The sequence below is a fragment of the Streptomyces sp. NBC_01537 genome (assembly GCF_045040445.1).
Taxonomy (GTDB): Bacteria; Actinomycetota; Actinomycetes; order Streptomycetales; family Streptomycetaceae; genus Actinacidiphila.
The window spans coordinates 6,554,384-6,571,389 of the sequence record NZ_CP109392.1 but is presented as its reverse complement, the minus strand read 5'-3'; the positions used below and the strand labels follow the sequence as shown (position 1 = coordinate 6,571,389).

Genomic DNA, 17,006 nt, shown 5'->3' with positions numbered 1-17,006 from the left:
CCAGGCCCTGTCCGGGCGATCAGGGTCGGACAGGGCCTAACGCGCCCGCGAGGCCCTCGCGATCGCCACGACCGCTTTCTCCAGCGCGTACGCCGGGTCCGCGCCGCCGCCCTTGACGGCGGCGTCGGCCTCGGCGACCGCGCGCAGCGCCACCGACACCCCGTCGCCGGTCCAGCCGCGCATCTGCTGCCGGACGCGGTCGATCTTCCACGGCGGCATCCCCAGCTCCCGCGCCAGCTGGCCCGGGTTCGCCCCGCGCGGCGCGCTCGCCAGCTTCCCGATCGCCCGCACCCCGCTGGCCAGCGCGAACGTGATCCCCGGCAGCGGCTGCCCCACCGCCAGCGCCCAGCGCAGCCGCTCCAGCGCCTCCGCCGTACGCCCGGTCACCGCCAGGTCCGCCACCTCGAAGCCGGTCGCCTCGGCCCGGCCGGTGTAGTACCGGGCCACGACCGCCACGTCGATCGTGCCCTCCACGTCCGCCGCGAGCTGCGCGCACGCGCTCGCCAGCTCCCGTAGATCGCTCCCGATCGAGTCCACCAGCGCCTGGCTCGCCTCCGGCGTCGCGGAGCGCCCCAGCGTCCGGAACTCCCCCCGCACGAACGCCAGCCGGTCCCCCGCCTTCGTCATCTTCGGGCATGCCACCTCCCGCGCCCCCGCCTTGCGGGCCGCGTCCAGCAACGCCTTGCCCTTGGCCCCGCCTGCGTGCAGCAGCACCAGCGTGATCTCCTCGACGGGCGCGTCGAGGTATTTCTTCACATCCTTGATCGTGTCCGCCGACAGGTCCTGCGCGTTCCGCACGATCACGACCTTGCGCTCCGCGAACAGCGACGGGCTCGTCAGCTCCGCCAGCGTCCCCGGCTGCAGCGCGTCCGACGTCAGATCCCGCACATCCGTATCCGCGTCCGCCGCCCGCGCGGCCGCCACCACCTGCTGCACCACGCGGTCGAGCAGCAGATCCTCCTGTCCCACGGCAAGCGTGAGCGGAGCGAGCAGATCATCTTCAGACGCTTTCCTGGCCATCGCCGACCAGCATCCCACGAGCCTCGGACACAATGTCCCGGTGAACCACATCCTCGTACTCCCCGACCGCGATGCGGCGGAGGAAGTCGCCGAAGAAGCCACCGAGCGCTTCACCCTGCCCCGCCTCCCCCAGCTCGTCCGCGACGCCCTCGCCGGCGAGGACGATGCCGAGGACGCCCAGTGGCTCGTCGTCATCGAATACGACGACGATGACGCCACAGAACTGGAGCTGGAAGCGGCGGCGTTGCTCGCCCTCGCCGAGGAGTACGGCGGCTGGGTCGAAGAGGGCTAGGGCCTGTCCAGGCCGTGCATTTTGCGGTAATCGGTGCGGCATGTCGGGAAGAGCGATAGAACTGGCTCCGCGCATCGTGGGCGATCGTCTGGCTTCGTCTGACTTCGTCTGACTTCGTCTGACTTCGGGGGATCTCGATGACCAAATGGCAGGTTGCGGTCTGGCCTCTGACGATCTTCAGCTCCGGGTATGTCGCGCTGCGGCTCTTCTGGAGCTTCGGGGAGCATCCATCAGGACTTCCCGGCCTCTACGTCTTCCGGAGTGCCACGTGGGGTGACGGGCTGCTCCTCCCCCTGCTGGCGCTCTGCCTGCGGGTTCTGACCCTGCGGTTACGAGCAGCCGAGCCGACGCCACCGAGCAGGCGCGGAACCGTCGCCGTCGTGGCCCTGGTGGGCGCCGCTCTCGGCTGCGCAGTGGTCCTGACCTGGTTCCTGGACGACCATCCGGGGCTCAACTGGACGAATCCCAGACCTCATTACTTCGACGCGGCGGGGAAGTACCACGCGGCCTTCCTCGTCCTCGCCAGTGCCGCCTTCGCGGGCCTGGGCGCCGACCTCGCAGTGCACTTGCGCCGCGCGGAGACCGCAGTCGTCAGGAAAGCACTGACCTCGTCGTGGGCATGCGTGGCGCTGGCCTGCATGGCCGGGTACGGATACCTGGGGGTCCTGGACGGAACGAGAGGAAAGGCGACTGCCGGGAGTACGGTCTCACTGACGGTCATGGCCATCGCCGCGGCTGTCGTCATCGCCGCGATGTTCCTCTTCCGCGGCGGTTCGGGGCCGGCGTACGTCAACACGCTCGTCGTCGCCCTGATTCTCACCGTCTTCACGGTGGTCTTCGCTCTCGCCCATCCGCATATGAGTGCCCTCACCTATGCCGCACTGGTCAGCGCCGTCCTCTCGGGACTGGGGCTGACCGCGACGACGGAGCCCGGCAGTCACGTCTCCGCGGTGGAGGCTCTGGGGGTGTGCGGCCTCTTCGGTGCCACGACGGTGTACGTCTCCACCACGCACTCGGACAAGCTCTGGGTGACGGTCGCTGCCGCCTTCCCCGCGACCGCCGGAGCCGTCGCGTTGCGCTGGCTCCGGGCGAACGTCACCCACATGCCCCGCCAGTCACCGGTGACCGGGGAATACGGAATGGCCGCCGGCATCTCCACGTGCCTGCTCCTGTCATCCATGTTCGCCGCCTGGATCAGCGAGCGGGCGGGGGACGAATACATCACCGGCGGATTCATTCTCACGGTCGTCGGCGCGGTTCTGGGTGGCGTCTTCTTCCAGTACTTCAAGTCCGACTTCACCGAGCTCATGCGGATCGAGGGCGATCCGACAGGCCGATCCCAGGGGCAGCAGGCGAGCCCCGCCCAGTCAGAGGCCGCGCAGAGAGTGTGGATCAGGCTCGCCAGTTACAGCCTCGCGGCGTTCTCCGCCATGCTGGTGCTCTCCATCTCCCTGGCTCCGTCGCTGGGATGGCACCCGGGCGGCGCCGGGATCCGATGGAAGGTCGTGTCCAGCGCCGTGGGAATCACCGTCCTGGTGGCGGCCCTGATCGCCAGGACCCTGTCCACCGCCTCCAGGCCGCATCGGGACTGGGCACACAGAGAAGCACCGCCGAGGACCGACACACCGGCCTGGGTTTGCGCCGTCGGCGGCACGCTCGTGTTCGTCGTCGTGGGTACCGGCATAGCCCGCGAGGGCACGTTCAACGGCCTGGCCGTGGTGCAGGCAGTCATGATCGCACTGTTCGCGACGGAGGGCATGCTGGGCAACGGAGCCTGGCTGCATGTCGCGAAGCTGACGCCTGCTTCCCGCTCCGCCGTCGCGGCCGTCGCCCTTGCCGTCGGGGTGACCACCTACTGGTCCTTGACGGGCCTGATCCGGCCGGGCGGTCGCAGTGCCCATGTGGGGCAGTCGCTGTCAGTGTGGTTGTGCTGCGCCGTCCTGGTCTTCGTACTCGTCGTATCCACCACCTCGGCGGTGTACGTGGCCGGCGGGCGGGCTTACTGGACGGACTATCCCCCGGCCAAGAGCGTCGCGCAGGATGCGTTCCTGCTGTCCGTCCTCTGGCTCACTCTCGGCTGGCTTCCGCAAACCGTCCTCACGCACATTCCGGCCTCTGCGCCCGAGCGGTGGGCGGCGGTGGGCACCCTCCTCGCCGGCTTCATGCTCACCTTCTGTCCTCCCTTCCTGTGGACGCTGGAGAACAACGACACGCATGTGTGCAGGCAGCGTCTGAGGCGCGGGGCCAACCGACCTCCCTGGCCGGCCTTCTCCGACTCCTCCTTCACCCGAATCGCCGATCTCAAGCGACGGATATCCGCGTTCTCCGAGTGCGTGACCTCGCACGAGCACGGTGTGGACGGGCAGGAGCCGGTCGCCGACGTCTTTCTGGTGAGGCTCAGCGGGCACACCGCCGCCCAGAACTCGATCGCCCTGCTGCTCGCGCTTGTCTCCCTGGTCGGAGCCGTCGGGATGACAGCCGGTTTCACGGGTGAGAGCGAAGGCGGATGAGCAGCGATGACTTTCGGCGGCGAGCGCGGTCCTACTCAATGACAGGCAAAGCGTTCCCGGTCACCGAAGGAGACGACGTCATGCAGCAGAAGATCACGCCCTTCCTGTGGTTCGACAGCCAGGCCGAGGAGGCGGCGGAGTTCTACACCTCCGTCTTCGACGACTCGCGGATCGTGGATGTGCAGCGGTACGGCGACGCGGGGCCGCTGCCGGCGGGGACGGTCATGACCGTGACGTTCGAGGTGGCGGGACAGCAGTTCATCGCGCTGAACGGCGGGCCGGAGTACAAGTTCACGGAGGCGGTCTCCTTTTCGGTGGACTGCGAGTCCCAGGAGGAAGTGGACAGGTACTGGGCGCGGCTCACCGAGGACGGCGGCGAAGAGGGCCCGTGCGGGTGGCTGAAGGACCGGTTCGGGCTGTCGTGGCAGATCAACCCGAGGAAGCTGGGAGAACTGCTGGGGGATCCGGACCCGGAGAAGTCGCAGCGGGTGATGAAGGCGATGCTGGGGATGAAGAAGATCGACATCCAGGGGCTGCTGGACGCCTACGAGGGGTGAGGGTGAGGGCTAGGACCTCGGCCCTACGACTCGCAGCCGATGTGCGGCCGCTGCCGCGCGGCTAGCGTCCCGTCGTATGACGACTTCCACGGCACGGACACCGCGGCAGCGGCACCACGAGGCATTGCGCCGGCTGGAGCACGACGTCGACGTATGGGTGGCCACGGCGGACGCCGAGGGCGTGCCCTGCATGGTGCCGCTGGCGTTCTGGTGGGACGGGGCGGAGGTCTGGCTGGCGACGCGCGAGACGAATCCGACGGGGCGGAATCTGGGGCCGTCGGGTCCGGGGCGGGCGCGGCTGGCTCTGGGGGACACGCGGGATCTGGTGCTGATCGACGGGACGGCGCGGGTGGTGCGGCGCGAGGACCTACCGGAGGGGGTGGGGGACGCGTTCGCGGCCAAGGCGGAGGGATGGGATCCACGGGAGGACGGGCCGTCGTACGTCTACTACGCGGTGCGCCCGGAGTGGATGCAGGCGTGGGGGACGGTGGCCGAGATGCGGGACCGGGATCTGATGCGGGATGGGGTGTGGCTGCTCTGATTCCGGAGAGGGGCCCGCGCCATGGCGCGGGCCCCTTACTGCTTACCGCTGATCAGAAGACGGAGACACCGGCCTGCGTCAGCTTCCAGTTGTCGGTGAAGAAGACCGTCGGGTCGAGCTCGCCGGCCGCGACCAGGTAGTCGATCAGCAGCTGGCGGATCTCCTGGCCACCGTTGTAGACGATCTCGGCGGACGCGATGTGCGGGTAGCCGCTGCCGCCGGAGGCGCGGTAGTTGTTGACGGCGACGACGAAGACCTGGGTGTCGTCGAGGGCGGCGCCGTTGTACTGCACGTTCTTGATTCGGGAGCCGGCGGCCTGCGCGATGTCGATCTCGTAGGTGAGGCCCAGCGCGACGTCGTAGGTGTAGTCCCAGCGCGTGACGCCGCCGGTGACGCTGTTGGTGAGGGTGGCGGTGTCCACGGCGGTGCCGGCGGGTACCTGGTTGTAGTACGCGGCGGCGAACTCCAGGTAGTCCCTGAGCTGGGCGCCGGTGAGCTTCTTGCCGTAGAGGGTGTTGTCGTAGATGTAGAGACCGGCGACGTCCTTGATGCTGACGTTGCCCGCCGGGATGTCGGCGGTGCGGCTGAAGGGGGCCGCGACCGAGACCACGGGGAGGGCGGCGTCGTCGCCGGACAGGCCGGCCTTGACGGTCTCGGCCTGGACGAAGTTGATGAAGTCGATGATCGCCGTGTCCTTCCAGCACGAGTCGACCGCCGACATCTCCTCGGTGCAGGTGCCGATCGTCTGGTTGACGTACGCCACGACCTTGTCGTGGTCCGCCTTCAGCAGCGCGACGATCTCGGCGTCCTCCTCAACCGTGTTGGCGTTCAGCACACCGGAAGTCACCGAGGTGACCTCCCACTTGCCCTTGCTGAACTCGACCTCGAAGTCGAAGACCGACAGCCGCTTGCCCCAGCAGAAGGGCTCGGACAGGACGACGTTCTTGCCGGTGGTCTCGTTGGCGACCGTGTAGCTCGCGACCTCGACGTGGGTGTGGCCGACCAAGATCGCGTCGATACCCGGGACCTGCGCGGCGACCAGGTTGGAGGCGTTCTCGACGTACGGCAGCGCGTCGCCGTAGGAGGTGGAGCCGTCCAGGCCCGAGTGGTCGGTCAGGAACACCACGTCGGCGCCGAGCGCGCGCACCTTGGGGACGTACTTCGCCGCCTGCTCGACGAGGCCGGGGAAGACCATCTTGCCGGAGACATTGTCCTTGTCCCAGATCGCGATGCCGGGGTTGGTCAGGCCGATGATGCCGACCTTGATCGGCGGGCGGCCGGGCACCTGGATCTGCTTGATGACGTAGGGCGGGAAGGCGGGCTTGAGGGTCTTCGCGTTCAGCGCGTTGGCCCCGAGGAGCGGGAACTTGCACTGCTCCTGGAAGACCCGGAGCAGCGGGATGCCGTAGTTGAACTCGTGGTTGCCCAGCGCCGCCGCGTCGTAGTGCATCGCGTTCATGGCGGCCGCCATCGGGTGGATCGGGCCCGGCTTGCCGTTGGTGCCGGTGATCGGGTCGACCTTGGCGTAGTAGTACGCGAGCGAGGTGCCCTGGATGATGTCGCCGGCGTCCACCAGCAGCGTGCGGTTGCGGCCCTTCGCCTCACGGACCTGCTTGACGAGGGTGAAGACCTTCGCCAGGCCTATGTCGTCGTTCTTGGAGTCCGTGTACTCCTTGTCCGTGAAGTAGTCCCAGTTGAAGACATGGCTGTGCAGGTCCGTCGTGCCCAGGATCGAGAACGAGTACGTCTTCGGGGCGCCGCAGTCCTTGCCCTTGTCCTTGCCCTTCGCCTCGGCGGCGACCGCCTGCGGCGCGGCGACCACGCCGGCCGTACCGGCCAGTGCGACACCCGCACCGGTCGCGGCTGAGCGGTTGATGAAGTCTCTGCGGTTGATGGGCATTACGCCTCCGAGGCCGGGGTTCAAAGCTGTAACGCGCGTAGACTTACACCTCGGGGGCCACCCGCGTAAGGCCTTTTACATTTCCGGCAGGTCAAGAGAGCGCATACGCGGGGCCGTTGACGGTGTCAGCCATGTGAAAGCGATGCGCGTAATGCCTCCCGGTCGCCCGTGACCGCGATCGGCCCGTCCCGGTCCGTGCGCAGCACCGTCGCGCCCTGGGCGCGCAGCGCGTCGACCGTGCGGGGGGAGGGATGGCCGTAGGGGTTGCCGGCGCCGCAGGAGATGAGGGCGAGCCGGGGATGGAGACGGGCCAGGAGGGTGGGATTTTGGTAGGCGGAGCCGTGGTGGGCGACCTTGAGGACGTCGACGCGGGGGAGGTCGGGGACTGCGGTGATCAGGCGCTGCTGGGCGGCGGGTTCGAGGTCGCCGAGGAGCAGGAGGGTGAGGCCGGCGGTGCGGACGAGCAGGGTGACGCTCGCGTCGTTGGGGTCGTCGCCGAGGCCGGCTGAGAGGACCTGCCAGTCCAGGGCGGCGAGGCGGCGGTGTTCGCCGCCGGCGGCGCGGATGAGGGGGATGTGGGCGGCGGCGGCCTGACGGCGTACGAAGGCGGCCTGTCCGGGCGGCTCGTCGAGGGTCGTGGTCTCGATCGCGGCGACCGTGCGGCCGCGCAGGACGCCGGGGAGCCCGTCGACGTGATCGGCGTGGAAGTGGGTGAGGACGAGCAGCGGGATCGTGGTGATCCCGAGCCGGCGCAGGCAGCGGTCGACGGGGGCGGGCTCGGGGCCGGTGTCGATCACGACGGCGGTGCCGGTGCCGTCGCCGGCCGACAGGACGAGGGCGTCGCCCTGGCCGACATCGCAGACGACCATCCGCCAGCCCGGCGGGGGCCAGCCGGTGAGAGCTCGGGGCAGTGGGACGGGGCGCAGGACTGCCAGGAGCAGGAGCAGCGCGGCGACCCCGTACAGCCACGGGTGGCGCGGCAGGCGGCGGCCGAGGAGTACGGCTGTCACGGTGAGCGCCGCGAGCAGGGCCGCGCCCAGCCAGGTGCCGGGCCAGGCGACGGTGGCGCCGGGCAGGGCGGCGCCATGGCGGGCGATGGCCGCGATCCACCCGGCGGGCCAGCCGGCCAGCCAGGCCAGGGCCTTGGCGGCGGGCATCGCGAGGGGCGCCGTCGCGAGAGCGGCGAAGCCGAGCACCGTGGCGGGCGCCACGGCGAGTTCGGCCAGCAGATTGCACGGCACCGCCACAAGGCTGACGTGCGCGGCCAGTACGGCGACGACCGGCGCGCAGACCGCCTGCGCGGAGGCCGCCGCCGCGAGGACCTCCGCGAGGCGGGGCGGCACCCTGCGGCGCTGGAGGGCCTCGCTCCAGCGCGGGGCGAGGAGGAGCAGGGCGCCGGTGGCCAGCACGGAGAGCAGGAAACCGTAACTGCGGGCCAGCCACGGGTCGTAGAGCAGGAGCAGCAGCACGGCGGCGGCCAGGGCGGGGATCAGGGAGCGGCGGCGGCCCGTGCCGATGGCCAGCAGTGTGACCAGTCCGCAGGCGGCGGCCCGCAGCACACTCGGCTCGGGTCGGCACACGATCACGAAGGCGAGCGTCAGGGCCCCGCCAAGCACGGCCGTCGCCCGGAGCGGGATGCCGAACCGGGGTGCCAGACCGCCGCGTTCGGCCAGGATCGCCCGGCCGGGCGGGCCGATCAGCAGTATGAGGATGATCGCCAGGTTGGAGCCGCTGACGGCCGTGAGGTGGAGCAGGTCGGTCGCCTCGAAGGCGTCGTGCAGTTCGGGCGTGACCCGGGAGGTGTCCCCGACCACCAGGCCCGGCAGCAGCGCCCGCGCGTCAGCCGGCAGGCCCTCGGTAGCCGCCCGCAGCCCCGCGCGCAGCCGTCCCGCCGTGCGCTGGGTCGCCGTCGGTTGCCCGGTCACCCTCGGCGGGCCATGGACGGACAGCACAGCGGCCACCCGGTCACCGGGCCGCGCCGGCGGGGCGAGCCGCGCGGTGACGGTGACCTGGGTCGACGGCAGCAACCGCAGCCATGGGCCCACTGGTTGCTGTGCGATGAGCAGGACCGGGGTGCGGACGGCCGTCACCGCTCCCCCGGCCGTGACCCGGATCGCTTCGGCGTCCACGACCACGGCGGCGGGTGCGCGGGCCGCGCCCCGGACCCGGGGGCGGATGGTTCTCGGGTCGCCGGTGATGGTCAACTCCACCGTCGCGCGGGCGTGTTCGGCGGCCAGGCCGGGCACGGGGCCGCGGTGCAGGTCTGCGGCGTGCAGGGCGGCCGCACCGGCGGTCGCGGCGGCGCAGAGCAGTGCGGTTGCCGCGGCCCGGCCGACGGTCGGCCACGGACGCCCACCCGTTACGCCTCCACGGAACGCCTGCCCGCACGCCAGCCAGGTCAGCGCCACCGCCGCCACCGCCGCCGCCACCCCGCATGCCCAGGCCACCGTTCCCCCGGGCGCGGCCAGCGCCCAGGCCGTGGCGGCCCAGGAGGCGAGCGCGGGCGGTACGAGGCGGAGGTCGGGGGGTCCGTCCTGGTGGGGGTTGGAGGCGCCGCGGGGGGACGCGGCGGCGGCGTGGACGGCGGAGCGCGGGGTCGGGGTGGTCATGGGGTGACCAGGGGCTTGAGGTCGGCGAAGCGGTGGTCGCCGATGCCGGTGACTTCGTTGAGCTGGTCGATGGAGGTGAAACCGCCGTGCTGGGTGCGGTAGTCGACGATGTGGCGGGCAAGGACGGGGCCGACGCCGGGCAGCGTTTCCAGCTGTTCCGGGGTGGCGGTGCTCAGGCTGACCGAAGCGCCGGGCCCGGTGCCGGCCATGGGCGGAGCCGGGGCGCCGACGAGGATCTGCTCGCCGTCGGCGACGATCCGGGCGAGGTTCAGTGCGCTGGTGTCGGTGCCCGGCAGGGCGCCGCCGGCCGCTCTGACGGCGTCTGCGACCCGGGATCCGGCAGGCAGCTTGCGCACGCCCGGCCTGCGCACCTTGCCCGCGATGTCCACCAGTACGGCCTTGCCCGCCTTCGCGGCCCCGATGACCGTCGGTGGCCCCGGCGGCGGCCCCGGCGACGGCTGCGGCGAGACTCCCGGCACGGCCACCGTCGCCGGACTGCTCGCCCAGAAGTGGTACGCCGCGAACCCGACGGCCGCGATCAGCAGCACCGCGAGCGCGGCCACCGTCCTCGGCTCCAGGCCGCACCGTACGTACGCCCAGTCCCGCGCTCTGGCCACGCTGGAGGGCGCAACAGACACAGCGGGCTCGGGTTCGGGCTCGGCCACGATCGCGGATGGCGGAGGCCGGTCGAAGAGCGTGGCGGCGCGGGCCCGGACGGTGTCGGCCGCGTCAAGGTGTTTGTGTGCGGTGAGAGTTGCCATGCAATTGACGGTAAGGAAGTTGACACCACAAAGATGATCTTGATCTGAGCCTGTGGATAACTCGCCGGACTCAGTGCGGTGACACGACCACGCCCAGCAGCCCCGGCCCCGTATGCGCACCGATCACCGCGCCGACCTCGCTCAACACCAGCGTGTCGAGCCCGGGAACGCGGCCGCGCAGGCGCTCGGCCAGAGCCGCGGCCCGGTCGGCGGAGGCCAGATGGTGGACGGCGATGTCCACGCGCCGGGTGCCGGCCCGCTCGACGACGATCTCCTCCAGCCGGGCGACGGCCTTGGAGGCCGTACGGACCTTTTCCATCAACTCGATGCGGCCCTCGGAGAGTTGGAGCAACGGCTTGACGGCGAGCGCGGATCCGAGCAGTGCCTGTGCCGCACCGATGCGGCCGCCGCGCCGCAGGTAGTCCAGGGTGTCGACGTAGAAGTACGCGGAGGTGTCCGAGGCCCGCTTCTCGGCGGCCGCGACGATGTCGTCGGAGGAACCGCCCGCCTCCGCCGCCTCCGCCGCGCTCAGTACCGAGAAGCCCAGCGCCATCGCAACCATCGCGGTGTCCACCACCCGCACCGGCACCGGCGCGTCGGCGGCGGCCAGCAGGGCGGCGTCGTAGGTGCCGGAGAACTCGGCGGACAGGTGGAGGGAGACGATCGCCTCCGCGCCGGACTCGGCGGCGGCGCGGTAGGCGGCGGCGAACTCGGCGGGGCCGGGCCGGGAGGTGGTCACCGGCTTTCGTCGCTGCAACGCGCGCGCCACAGCGGGGGCGGAGACCTCGGTGCCCTCTTCGAGCGCCTCGTCGCCGATCACCACCACGAGCGGCACCACGGTGATCCGGTGCCGGGTCAGAGCCTCCTGCGGCAGGTAGGCCGTGGAATCGGTGACGATAGCGACATGGGAGGACATGTGCGGGAGGTTACCCGCGGTTGGGGTCCGAGGACAGTACGGGGTCCTCGCGGATGATCAGCAGATGATCAAGCGAGGCGCTTCGACTCCGGAGCCGGGGCCGCCGCGGGCGCCGGTGCCGGCGCCGCCTGCGTCCAGTGCCGCAGCGCCCCCGCCTCGACGTCGATGTCCCGGCCCAGCGCGGCGAGGTCGTCGTCGGCGAACTGCCGGGCGCGGTCCTGGGCGGCCCAGCGCAGCGAGTCGGCGGAGTGGGTGATCCGCCGCGTCCGCTCCTCCAGTTCGGGGAGCCGGGCGGTGAGCCGCTCGCGGTCGGGCTCGCGCTCCAGCAGCCGCAGTTCCGCGTCCAGTTGCCTGGCGTGGCTGCGGAGCCGGGACAGCAGCCCCACGGCCTCGCTCAGCGAGGGGTCGGACGCGGCTTCGGACTCCAGCGCCTCACGCGTACTGACGATGGACGTGCGCAGCGAGAGACGCAGTTCCGCGAGGCGGCCCGCCGGTCCGGGCTGGGCGATGCTGCGCGCGCGCAGCGTGGTGTCCTCGACCATCCGCCGGGCCTGCAGGCCGGTGCGCTCGACGCCGCGCTTCACGGCCCGTACGGTCCGCACGGTGGCGACGACGCCCACCGTGACGAATGACGCGAAGAGCAGCAGGATCACGGCGACGGCGATTTCCACGACGGCTCCTCTGCTCAGCTCTTCTGCTCAGCTCTGCTGTGCGGCGTGCGTAGGTCCACGGTAAACGCTCGGGGCATGCCAGGGGTTCCGGGAGAACCCCCAACATGCCCCTAAGGGTTACGAACCTTGCGTGACGATGTTGATCCCTACGTGACGATGTTGACCAGCTTCGGCGCGCGCACGATCACCTTGCGCACGGCCGCGTCGCCCAGCGCCGCGACGACCGCCGGGTCACCCAGCGCCAGCGCCTCCAGCTCCGCGTCGGCGATGGCCGGCGGAACCTCCAGCCGGGCCTTGACCTTGCCTTTGATCTGGACGACGCACACCACGGCCTCGTCCTGGACCAGCGCCGGGTCTGCGACGGGGAAGTCGGCGTGCGCCAGGGAGCCGGTGTGGCCCAGCCGCCGCCACAGTTCCTCGGCGATGTGCGGGGCCAGCGGGGCGATCAGCAGCACCAGGGGCTCGGCGATGGAGCGCGGCACCGGGCCGCCCGCCTTGGTCAGGTGGTTGTTCAGCTCGGTGATCTTGGCGATGGCGGTGTTGAAGCGCAGCCCCGCCAGGTCGCCGGTCACCCCGTCGATCGTCTTGTGCAGCGCGCGCAGCGTCGCCTCGTCCGGCTCGACGCCGTCGGCGACCGTCACCTCGCCGGTCGCCTCGTCGACGACATTGCGCCACAGCCGCTGCAGCAGCCGGTACTGGCCGACGACCGCCCGGGTGTCCCACGGCCGGGACACGTCCAGGGGGCCCATCGCCATCTCGTACAGGCGCAGCGTGTCGGCACCGTACTCGGCGCAGATCTCGTCCGGCGTGACGGCGTTCTTCAGCGACTTGCCCATCTTGCCCAGCTCGCGCTTGACCGCCTGGCCCTGCCAGAAGTAGCCGTCCTCCCGCTCCTCGACCTCGGCGGCGGGCACCGGGAAGCCGCGGCTGTCGCGGTAGACGTACGCCTGGATCATGCCCTGGTTGAACAGCTTGTGGAACGGCTCGACCGAGGACACATGCCCCAGGTCGAACAGCACCTTGGACCAGAAGCGCGCGTACAGCAGGTGCAGCACGGCGTGCTCGGCGCCGCCGACGTACAGGTCCACGCCGCCGTGCGGCCGGCCTTCCCGCGGCCCCATCCAGTACTGCTCGATCCCGGGGTCGACCAGCTTCTCGCTGTTGTGCGGGTCCAGGTAGCGCAGCTCGTACCAGCAGGAACCGGCCCAGTTGGGCATGGTGTTGGTCTCGCGGCGGTATGCGCGCACTCCGCGTCCGTCGCCCAGGTCCAGCTCGACGTTGACCCAGTCCTCGTTGCGCGACAGCGGGGTCTCGGGCTCGGTGTTCGCGTCGTCCGGGTCGAAGGTGCGGGGCGAGTAGTCCTCGACCTCGGGCAGTTCCAGGGGCAGCATCGACTCGGGCAGGGCGTGTGCGGTGCCGTCCTCGTCGTAGACGATCGGGAAGGGCTCGCCCCAGTAGCGCTGGCGGCTGAACAGCCAGTCGCGCAGCCGGAAGTTGACGGTGCCCTCGCCGATGCCGCGCTGCTCCAGCCAGGCGATGGTGCGGCGCTTGGCCTCGGCGATCTCCAGGCCGTTCAGGTCCAGGTCGTCGTTGGCGGAGTTGATCGCCGGGCCCTGGCCGGTGTACGCCTCGCCCTCCCAGCCCTGCGGGGGCTGGACGGTCCGGATGACGGGCAGCTCGAAGGCGGCGGCGAACTCCCAGTCGCGCTCGTCCTGGCCGGGGACGGCCATGATCGCGCCGGTGCCGTAGCCCATCAGGACGTAGTCGGCGACGAAGACCGGGATCTTCACCCCGTTCAGCGGGTTTACGGCGTACGCGCCGCTGAAGACGCCGGTTTTGTTCTTGCCCTCGGTCTGCCGCTCGACGTCCGACTTGGAGGAGGCCTGCTTGCGGTACGCCTCGACGGCTTCGGCCGGGGTGGCCGCGCCGCCGGTCCAGGCCTGCTTGGTGCCCTCGGGCCAGGCGGCCGGGACGACGGTGTCGACCAGGGGGTGTTCCGGGGCCAGCACCATGTAGGTGGCGCCGAACAGGGTGTCGGGGCGGGTGGTGAAGACGGTGATCGGCTCGTCGTGGCCGTCCACCGCGAAGTCGACGCGCGCGCCCTCGCTGCGCCCGATCCAGTTGCGCTGCTGCAGCTTGATGGCCTCGGGCCAGTCCAGCGCGTCCAGGTCGGAGATCAGCCGGTCGGCGTAAGCGGTGATGCGCATGTTCCACTGGCGCAGGTTGGCCTTGAAGACCGGGAAGTTGCCGCGCTCGGAGCGGCCGTCGGCGGTGACCTCCTCGTTCGCCAGGACGGTGCCCAGGCCCGGGCACCAGTTGACCGGCGACTGCGAGGCGTACGCCAGCCGGTAGCCGCCCAGCACGGCCTCGCGCTCGGCAGTGCTCAGCGAGGCCCAGTCACGGCCGTCCGGGACCGGGCGGGAGCCGTCGGCGAAGGCGGCGATCAGCTCGGCGATGGGGCGGGCCCGGTCCGCCTGCTCGTCGTACCAGGAGTTGTAGATCTGCAGGAAGATCCACTGGGTCCACTTGTAGTAGTCCGGGTCGATCGTGGCGACGGAGCGCCGCTTGTCGTGGCCCAGCCCCAGCCGCCGCAGCTGGCGGCGCATGTTGTCGATGGCGGCCTCGGTGGAGACCCGGGGGTGGGTGCCGGTGGCGACCGCGTGCTGCTCGGCGGGCAGGCCGAAGGCGTCGAAGCCCAGCGTGTGCAGCACGTTGTGGCCGGTCATGCGCCGGTAGCGGGCGAAGACGTCGGTGGCGATGTAGCCCAGCGGGTGGCCCACGTGCAGTCCCGCGCCCGAGGGGTACGGGAACATGTCCATGACGAAGGCCTTGGGCCTGGCGACCAGCGCCTCGTCCCCGGCCAGGTCGCCGGTGGGGTTCGGGGCGGCGAAGGTCTGGTCCGCCTCCCAGAAGTCCTGCCAGCGGTTCTCGATGTCGGCGGCCAGGGCTGCCGTATAGCGGTGGGGCGCGGCCGTCTCGGCGGCGGAGGTGGTCTCGCTCATCGTCCTCGGTACTCCATCGATGTCATGACGGCCTGCGGCCCGGCCGTACGGCAATCTGCCCGTCTGCCTGCGGAAACGAAAAAGCCCCTCGCTCAGGAGGGGACGCCGCACCGACTTGGATCCTGGTCAGTGCGGCTCGGTAAGCAGAAGGCGTACGGCACGCATGTGGCCAGGTTACCGCAGAGCGGGAAGGGCCCGCACCGAGGATCGCTCCCCGGTGCGGGCCCGCCGTGTCAGTGGCCGTCGGTGACGGTCAGTGACGGTGCTTCTTGCCGTACTTCGCGAACGACTTCAGGTAGCCGCCCGCCGGGCTGCCGACACCCGTGGCGTTGTCGTAGCCGACGACCGCGGCCAGCGAGCTGTCCCGGCCGAGGCTGCGCAGCGACGTGATGGTGCCGTCGGCGGCGTCGAAGCCGTTGGCGTAGTCCACCCGGACCACCGCCATCCGCTTGCCGGCGCCGAGCGGGAAGTCCGTCACGTCGTGGTAGGCCGAGGTGCCGTACTTGTTGTAGATCGACGGGTTGGCGAAGCCGATCGGCACGCCGCCCTGCGCCTGCTGCGCCAGCGCCTGGATGGCCGCGAAGACCGGCGAGGCGAGCGAGGTGCCGCCGATGCGGTACTCGCTGTACTGGATCGAGCCGTCGGGGAAGGTCTGGCTCTGTCCGACCAGGAAGCCGGTCTGCGGGTCACCCACGGCCGAGACGTCCGGGACGACACGCTGCTTGGTCTTACCGCCGTTGGCCAGGGCCAGCGAGTCCGGCACGACACCGCGCTGGTAGAACGGCTGGTCGTAGAGCTTGCTGGTGCCGCCACCGCCGCCGTACGAGTACGTGCCGGGCAGCGAGGCCCAGCTGGTGCCGTCATCGCTCAGCAGGGACTTGGTGGTGCCCCAGCTGGTCTCCCAGTTGTACTTGTTGCCCTTGCTGACGGCCAGCGAGGTGCCGCCGACCGCGGTCACCCACGGGGAGTTGGCGGGGGCGTCGACCTGCTTCGTACCGGTGTTGGCGAGCTCGTCGCCGTTGTCACCGGAGGAGAAGTAGAAGCCGATGCCCTCGACCGCGCCCTGCTGGAAGATCTCGTCGTAGAGCGGCGCCGCGGCGTCGTACTCCTCGGCCTCGCCCCAGGAGTTGGTGACGATGTCGGCGAGCCGGTTGTCGACGATCTTGGTCAGCGAGGCGAGCAGGTCGTCGTCGGTGCAGGAGGCCGCGCCGACGTAGACGATGTCCGACTTCGGGGCGACACCGTGCACGGCCTCGACGTCGAGGGTCTCCTCGCCGTACCAGCCGGCCGCGCCGCACTCGGCGGTGTACTGGTAGTCGCTCGGCAGGACCTGGGTCAGCTGGCCCTTGCTGTAGCCCGCGTCGCCGTTCTTGGCCGCGTAGGTCTTCGCGTCCTTGACGATGTACGGCGAGGCGAAGGCGTCGGTGATGGCGACGGTGACGCCCTTGCCGGTGTTGGAGCTCTTCGCGCCGTAGGCGGCGCGCAGCTGGGTGCCGGTGTAGCCCTTGACCGCGTAGGGCTGCTTGGAGCCGTAGGCGGACGGCAGGCTCTTGGCGATGTTGGAGCCGTAGTACGAGGAGAACGGCCCGGAGTTCTTGAACACGGCCTCCGGCGGGGGCAGCGTCTCGTTGTGCTTGACCAGGTGCGGGGCGTTGTCCAGACCGGTGACGGTGAGGACCGCACCCTTCAGGGCCGCCGGCGCGGAGGCCGTCTTGGAGGGCGCGCGGTACGTCTTGCCGCTCTTGGTGTAGTTGTGCAGCTGGGTGCTGAACGCCTTCTCGGCGGCGGCGACATCGCCGGTCACCGTGACGTAGCGCGCGGTGGTCCCGGTGACCTTCAGCCCGGAGGACTTCAGCCAGGACTTGACCTCGGCCACCTGGGCGGTGGTCGTGCCGAAGCGGACGTTGGCCTGCTTCGCCGTCAGGTACTTGCCGTACAGGGCCGAGCTCGGGTCGGACACGGCCTTCGCGTAGGCCGCCAGACCGTCGGCGTCGCGCCCGGCGAAGTACACCCGGGCGGTGACCTTGTTGGAGTCGGCCGTGGCGCCCTTGTCTGCCTTGGCCGTGGCCCAGGCGGGCTTGGTGCCGGTCAGGGCGTCACGGGAGGACGCGGCGGCGTCGGCGTGGGCAACGGTGGGTATGCCCATGGCCAGGGCGCCGGCGACCATCGGCAGCGTCGCCGCCAAGGCCAGTCCGGTGCGCCGCTTTCTGGTGCGGGAAGAGCTCAT

12 protein-coding genes are annotated in these 17,006 nt (G+C 70.8%); 4 read left to right on the top strand and 8 right to left on the bottom strand.

The window, feature by feature from the left end; all coding sequences use genetic code 11:
• Nucleotides 1-36 precede the first annotated feature (36 nt).
• A complete protein-coding gene (holA, locus tag OG607_RS30245) occupies nucleotides 37-1,020 on the bottom strand; it encodes a DNA polymerase III subunit delta (RefSeq protein ID WP_405730228.1) in 984 nt (327 codons plus the stop codon).
• A 40-nt stretch (nucleotides 1,021-1,060) separates the two neighbouring features.
• Here holA and OG607_RS30240 point away from each other — a divergent pair, with 40 nt between their 5' ends.
• From OG607_RS30240 to OG607_RS30225, 4 genes are all read left to right on the top strand, one after another.
• Nucleotides 1,061-1,312, top strand: a complete 252-nt coding sequence (locus OG607_RS30240; protein ID WP_405730226.1) for a hypothetical protein — start codon at nucleotides 1,061-1,063, stop codon at nucleotides 1,310-1,312.
• A gap of 137 nt (nucleotides 1,313-1,449) precedes the next feature.
• Entirely contained in the window at nucleotides 1,450-3,822 is a 2,373-nt protein-coding gene (locus OG607_RS30235; RefSeq protein WP_405730224.1) for a hypothetical protein, read from the top strand.
• An 80-nt stretch (nucleotides 3,823-3,902) separates the two neighbouring features.
• The gene (locus OG607_RS30230; protein WP_405730222.1) at nucleotides 3,903-4,379 is read left to right on the top strand and encodes a VOC family protein; all 477 of its coding nucleotides are present in this window, start codon (nucleotides 3,903-3,905) and stop codon (nucleotides 4,377-4,379) included.
• Nucleotides 4,380-4,455: 76 nt separating this feature from the next.
• Complete coding sequence (locus tag OG607_RS30225; protein WP_405730220.1) at nucleotides 4,456-4,920, top strand: pyridoxamine 5'-phosphate oxidase family protein; 465 nt, start codon at nucleotides 4,456-4,458, stop codon at nucleotides 4,918-4,920.
• Between the two features lie 52 nt (nucleotides 4,921-4,972).
• Here OG607_RS30225 and OG607_RS30220 read toward each other — a convergent pair whose 3' ends face one another.
• From OG607_RS30220 to OG607_RS30190, 7 genes are all read right to left on the bottom strand, one after another.
• The gene (locus tag OG607_RS30220; RefSeq protein ID WP_405730218.1) at nucleotides 4,973-6,820 is read right to left on the bottom strand and encodes a bifunctional metallophosphatase/5'-nucleotidase; all 1,848 of its coding nucleotides are present in this window, start codon (nucleotides 6,818-6,820) and stop codon (nucleotides 4,973-4,975) included.
• A 125-nt stretch (nucleotides 6,821-6,945) separates the two neighbouring features.
• Nucleotides 6,946-9,429, bottom strand: a complete 2,484-nt coding sequence (locus tag OG607_RS30215; protein WP_405730216.1) for a ComEC/Rec2 family competence protein — start codon at nucleotides 9,427-9,429, stop codon at nucleotides 6,946-6,948.
• Entirely contained in the window at nucleotides 9,426-10,190 is a 765-nt protein-coding gene (locus OG607_RS30210) for a helix-hairpin-helix domain-containing protein (protein ID WP_405730214.1), read from the bottom strand. Before OG607_RS30210 ends, OG607_RS30215 begins: the two co-directional genes overlap by 4 nt.
• Nucleotides 10,191-10,260: 70 nt before the next feature.
• Entirely contained in the window at nucleotides 10,261-11,106 is an 846-nt protein-coding gene (locus OG607_RS30205) for a DegV family protein (RefSeq protein ID WP_405730212.1), read from the bottom strand.
• Between the two features lie 68 nt (nucleotides 11,107-11,174).
• On the bottom strand, nucleotides 11,175-11,777 hold the full coding sequence (locus OG607_RS30200; RefSeq protein WP_405730210.1) for a hypothetical protein: 603 nt from the start codon (nucleotides 11,775-11,777) through the stop codon (nucleotides 11,175-11,177).
• 146 nt (nucleotides 11,778-11,923) lie between these two features.
• Complete coding sequence (gene leuS, locus OG607_RS30195; protein ID WP_405730208.1) at nucleotides 11,924-14,779, bottom strand: leucine--tRNA ligase; 2,856 nt, start codon at nucleotides 14,777-14,779, stop codon at nucleotides 11,924-11,926.
• A 253-nt stretch (nucleotides 14,780-15,032) separates the two neighbouring features.
• Nucleotides 15,033-17,006, bottom strand: a complete 1,974-nt coding sequence (locus tag OG607_RS30190) for a protease pro-enzyme activation domain-containing protein (RefSeq protein WP_405730206.1) — start codon at nucleotides 17,004-17,006, stop codon at nucleotides 15,033-15,035.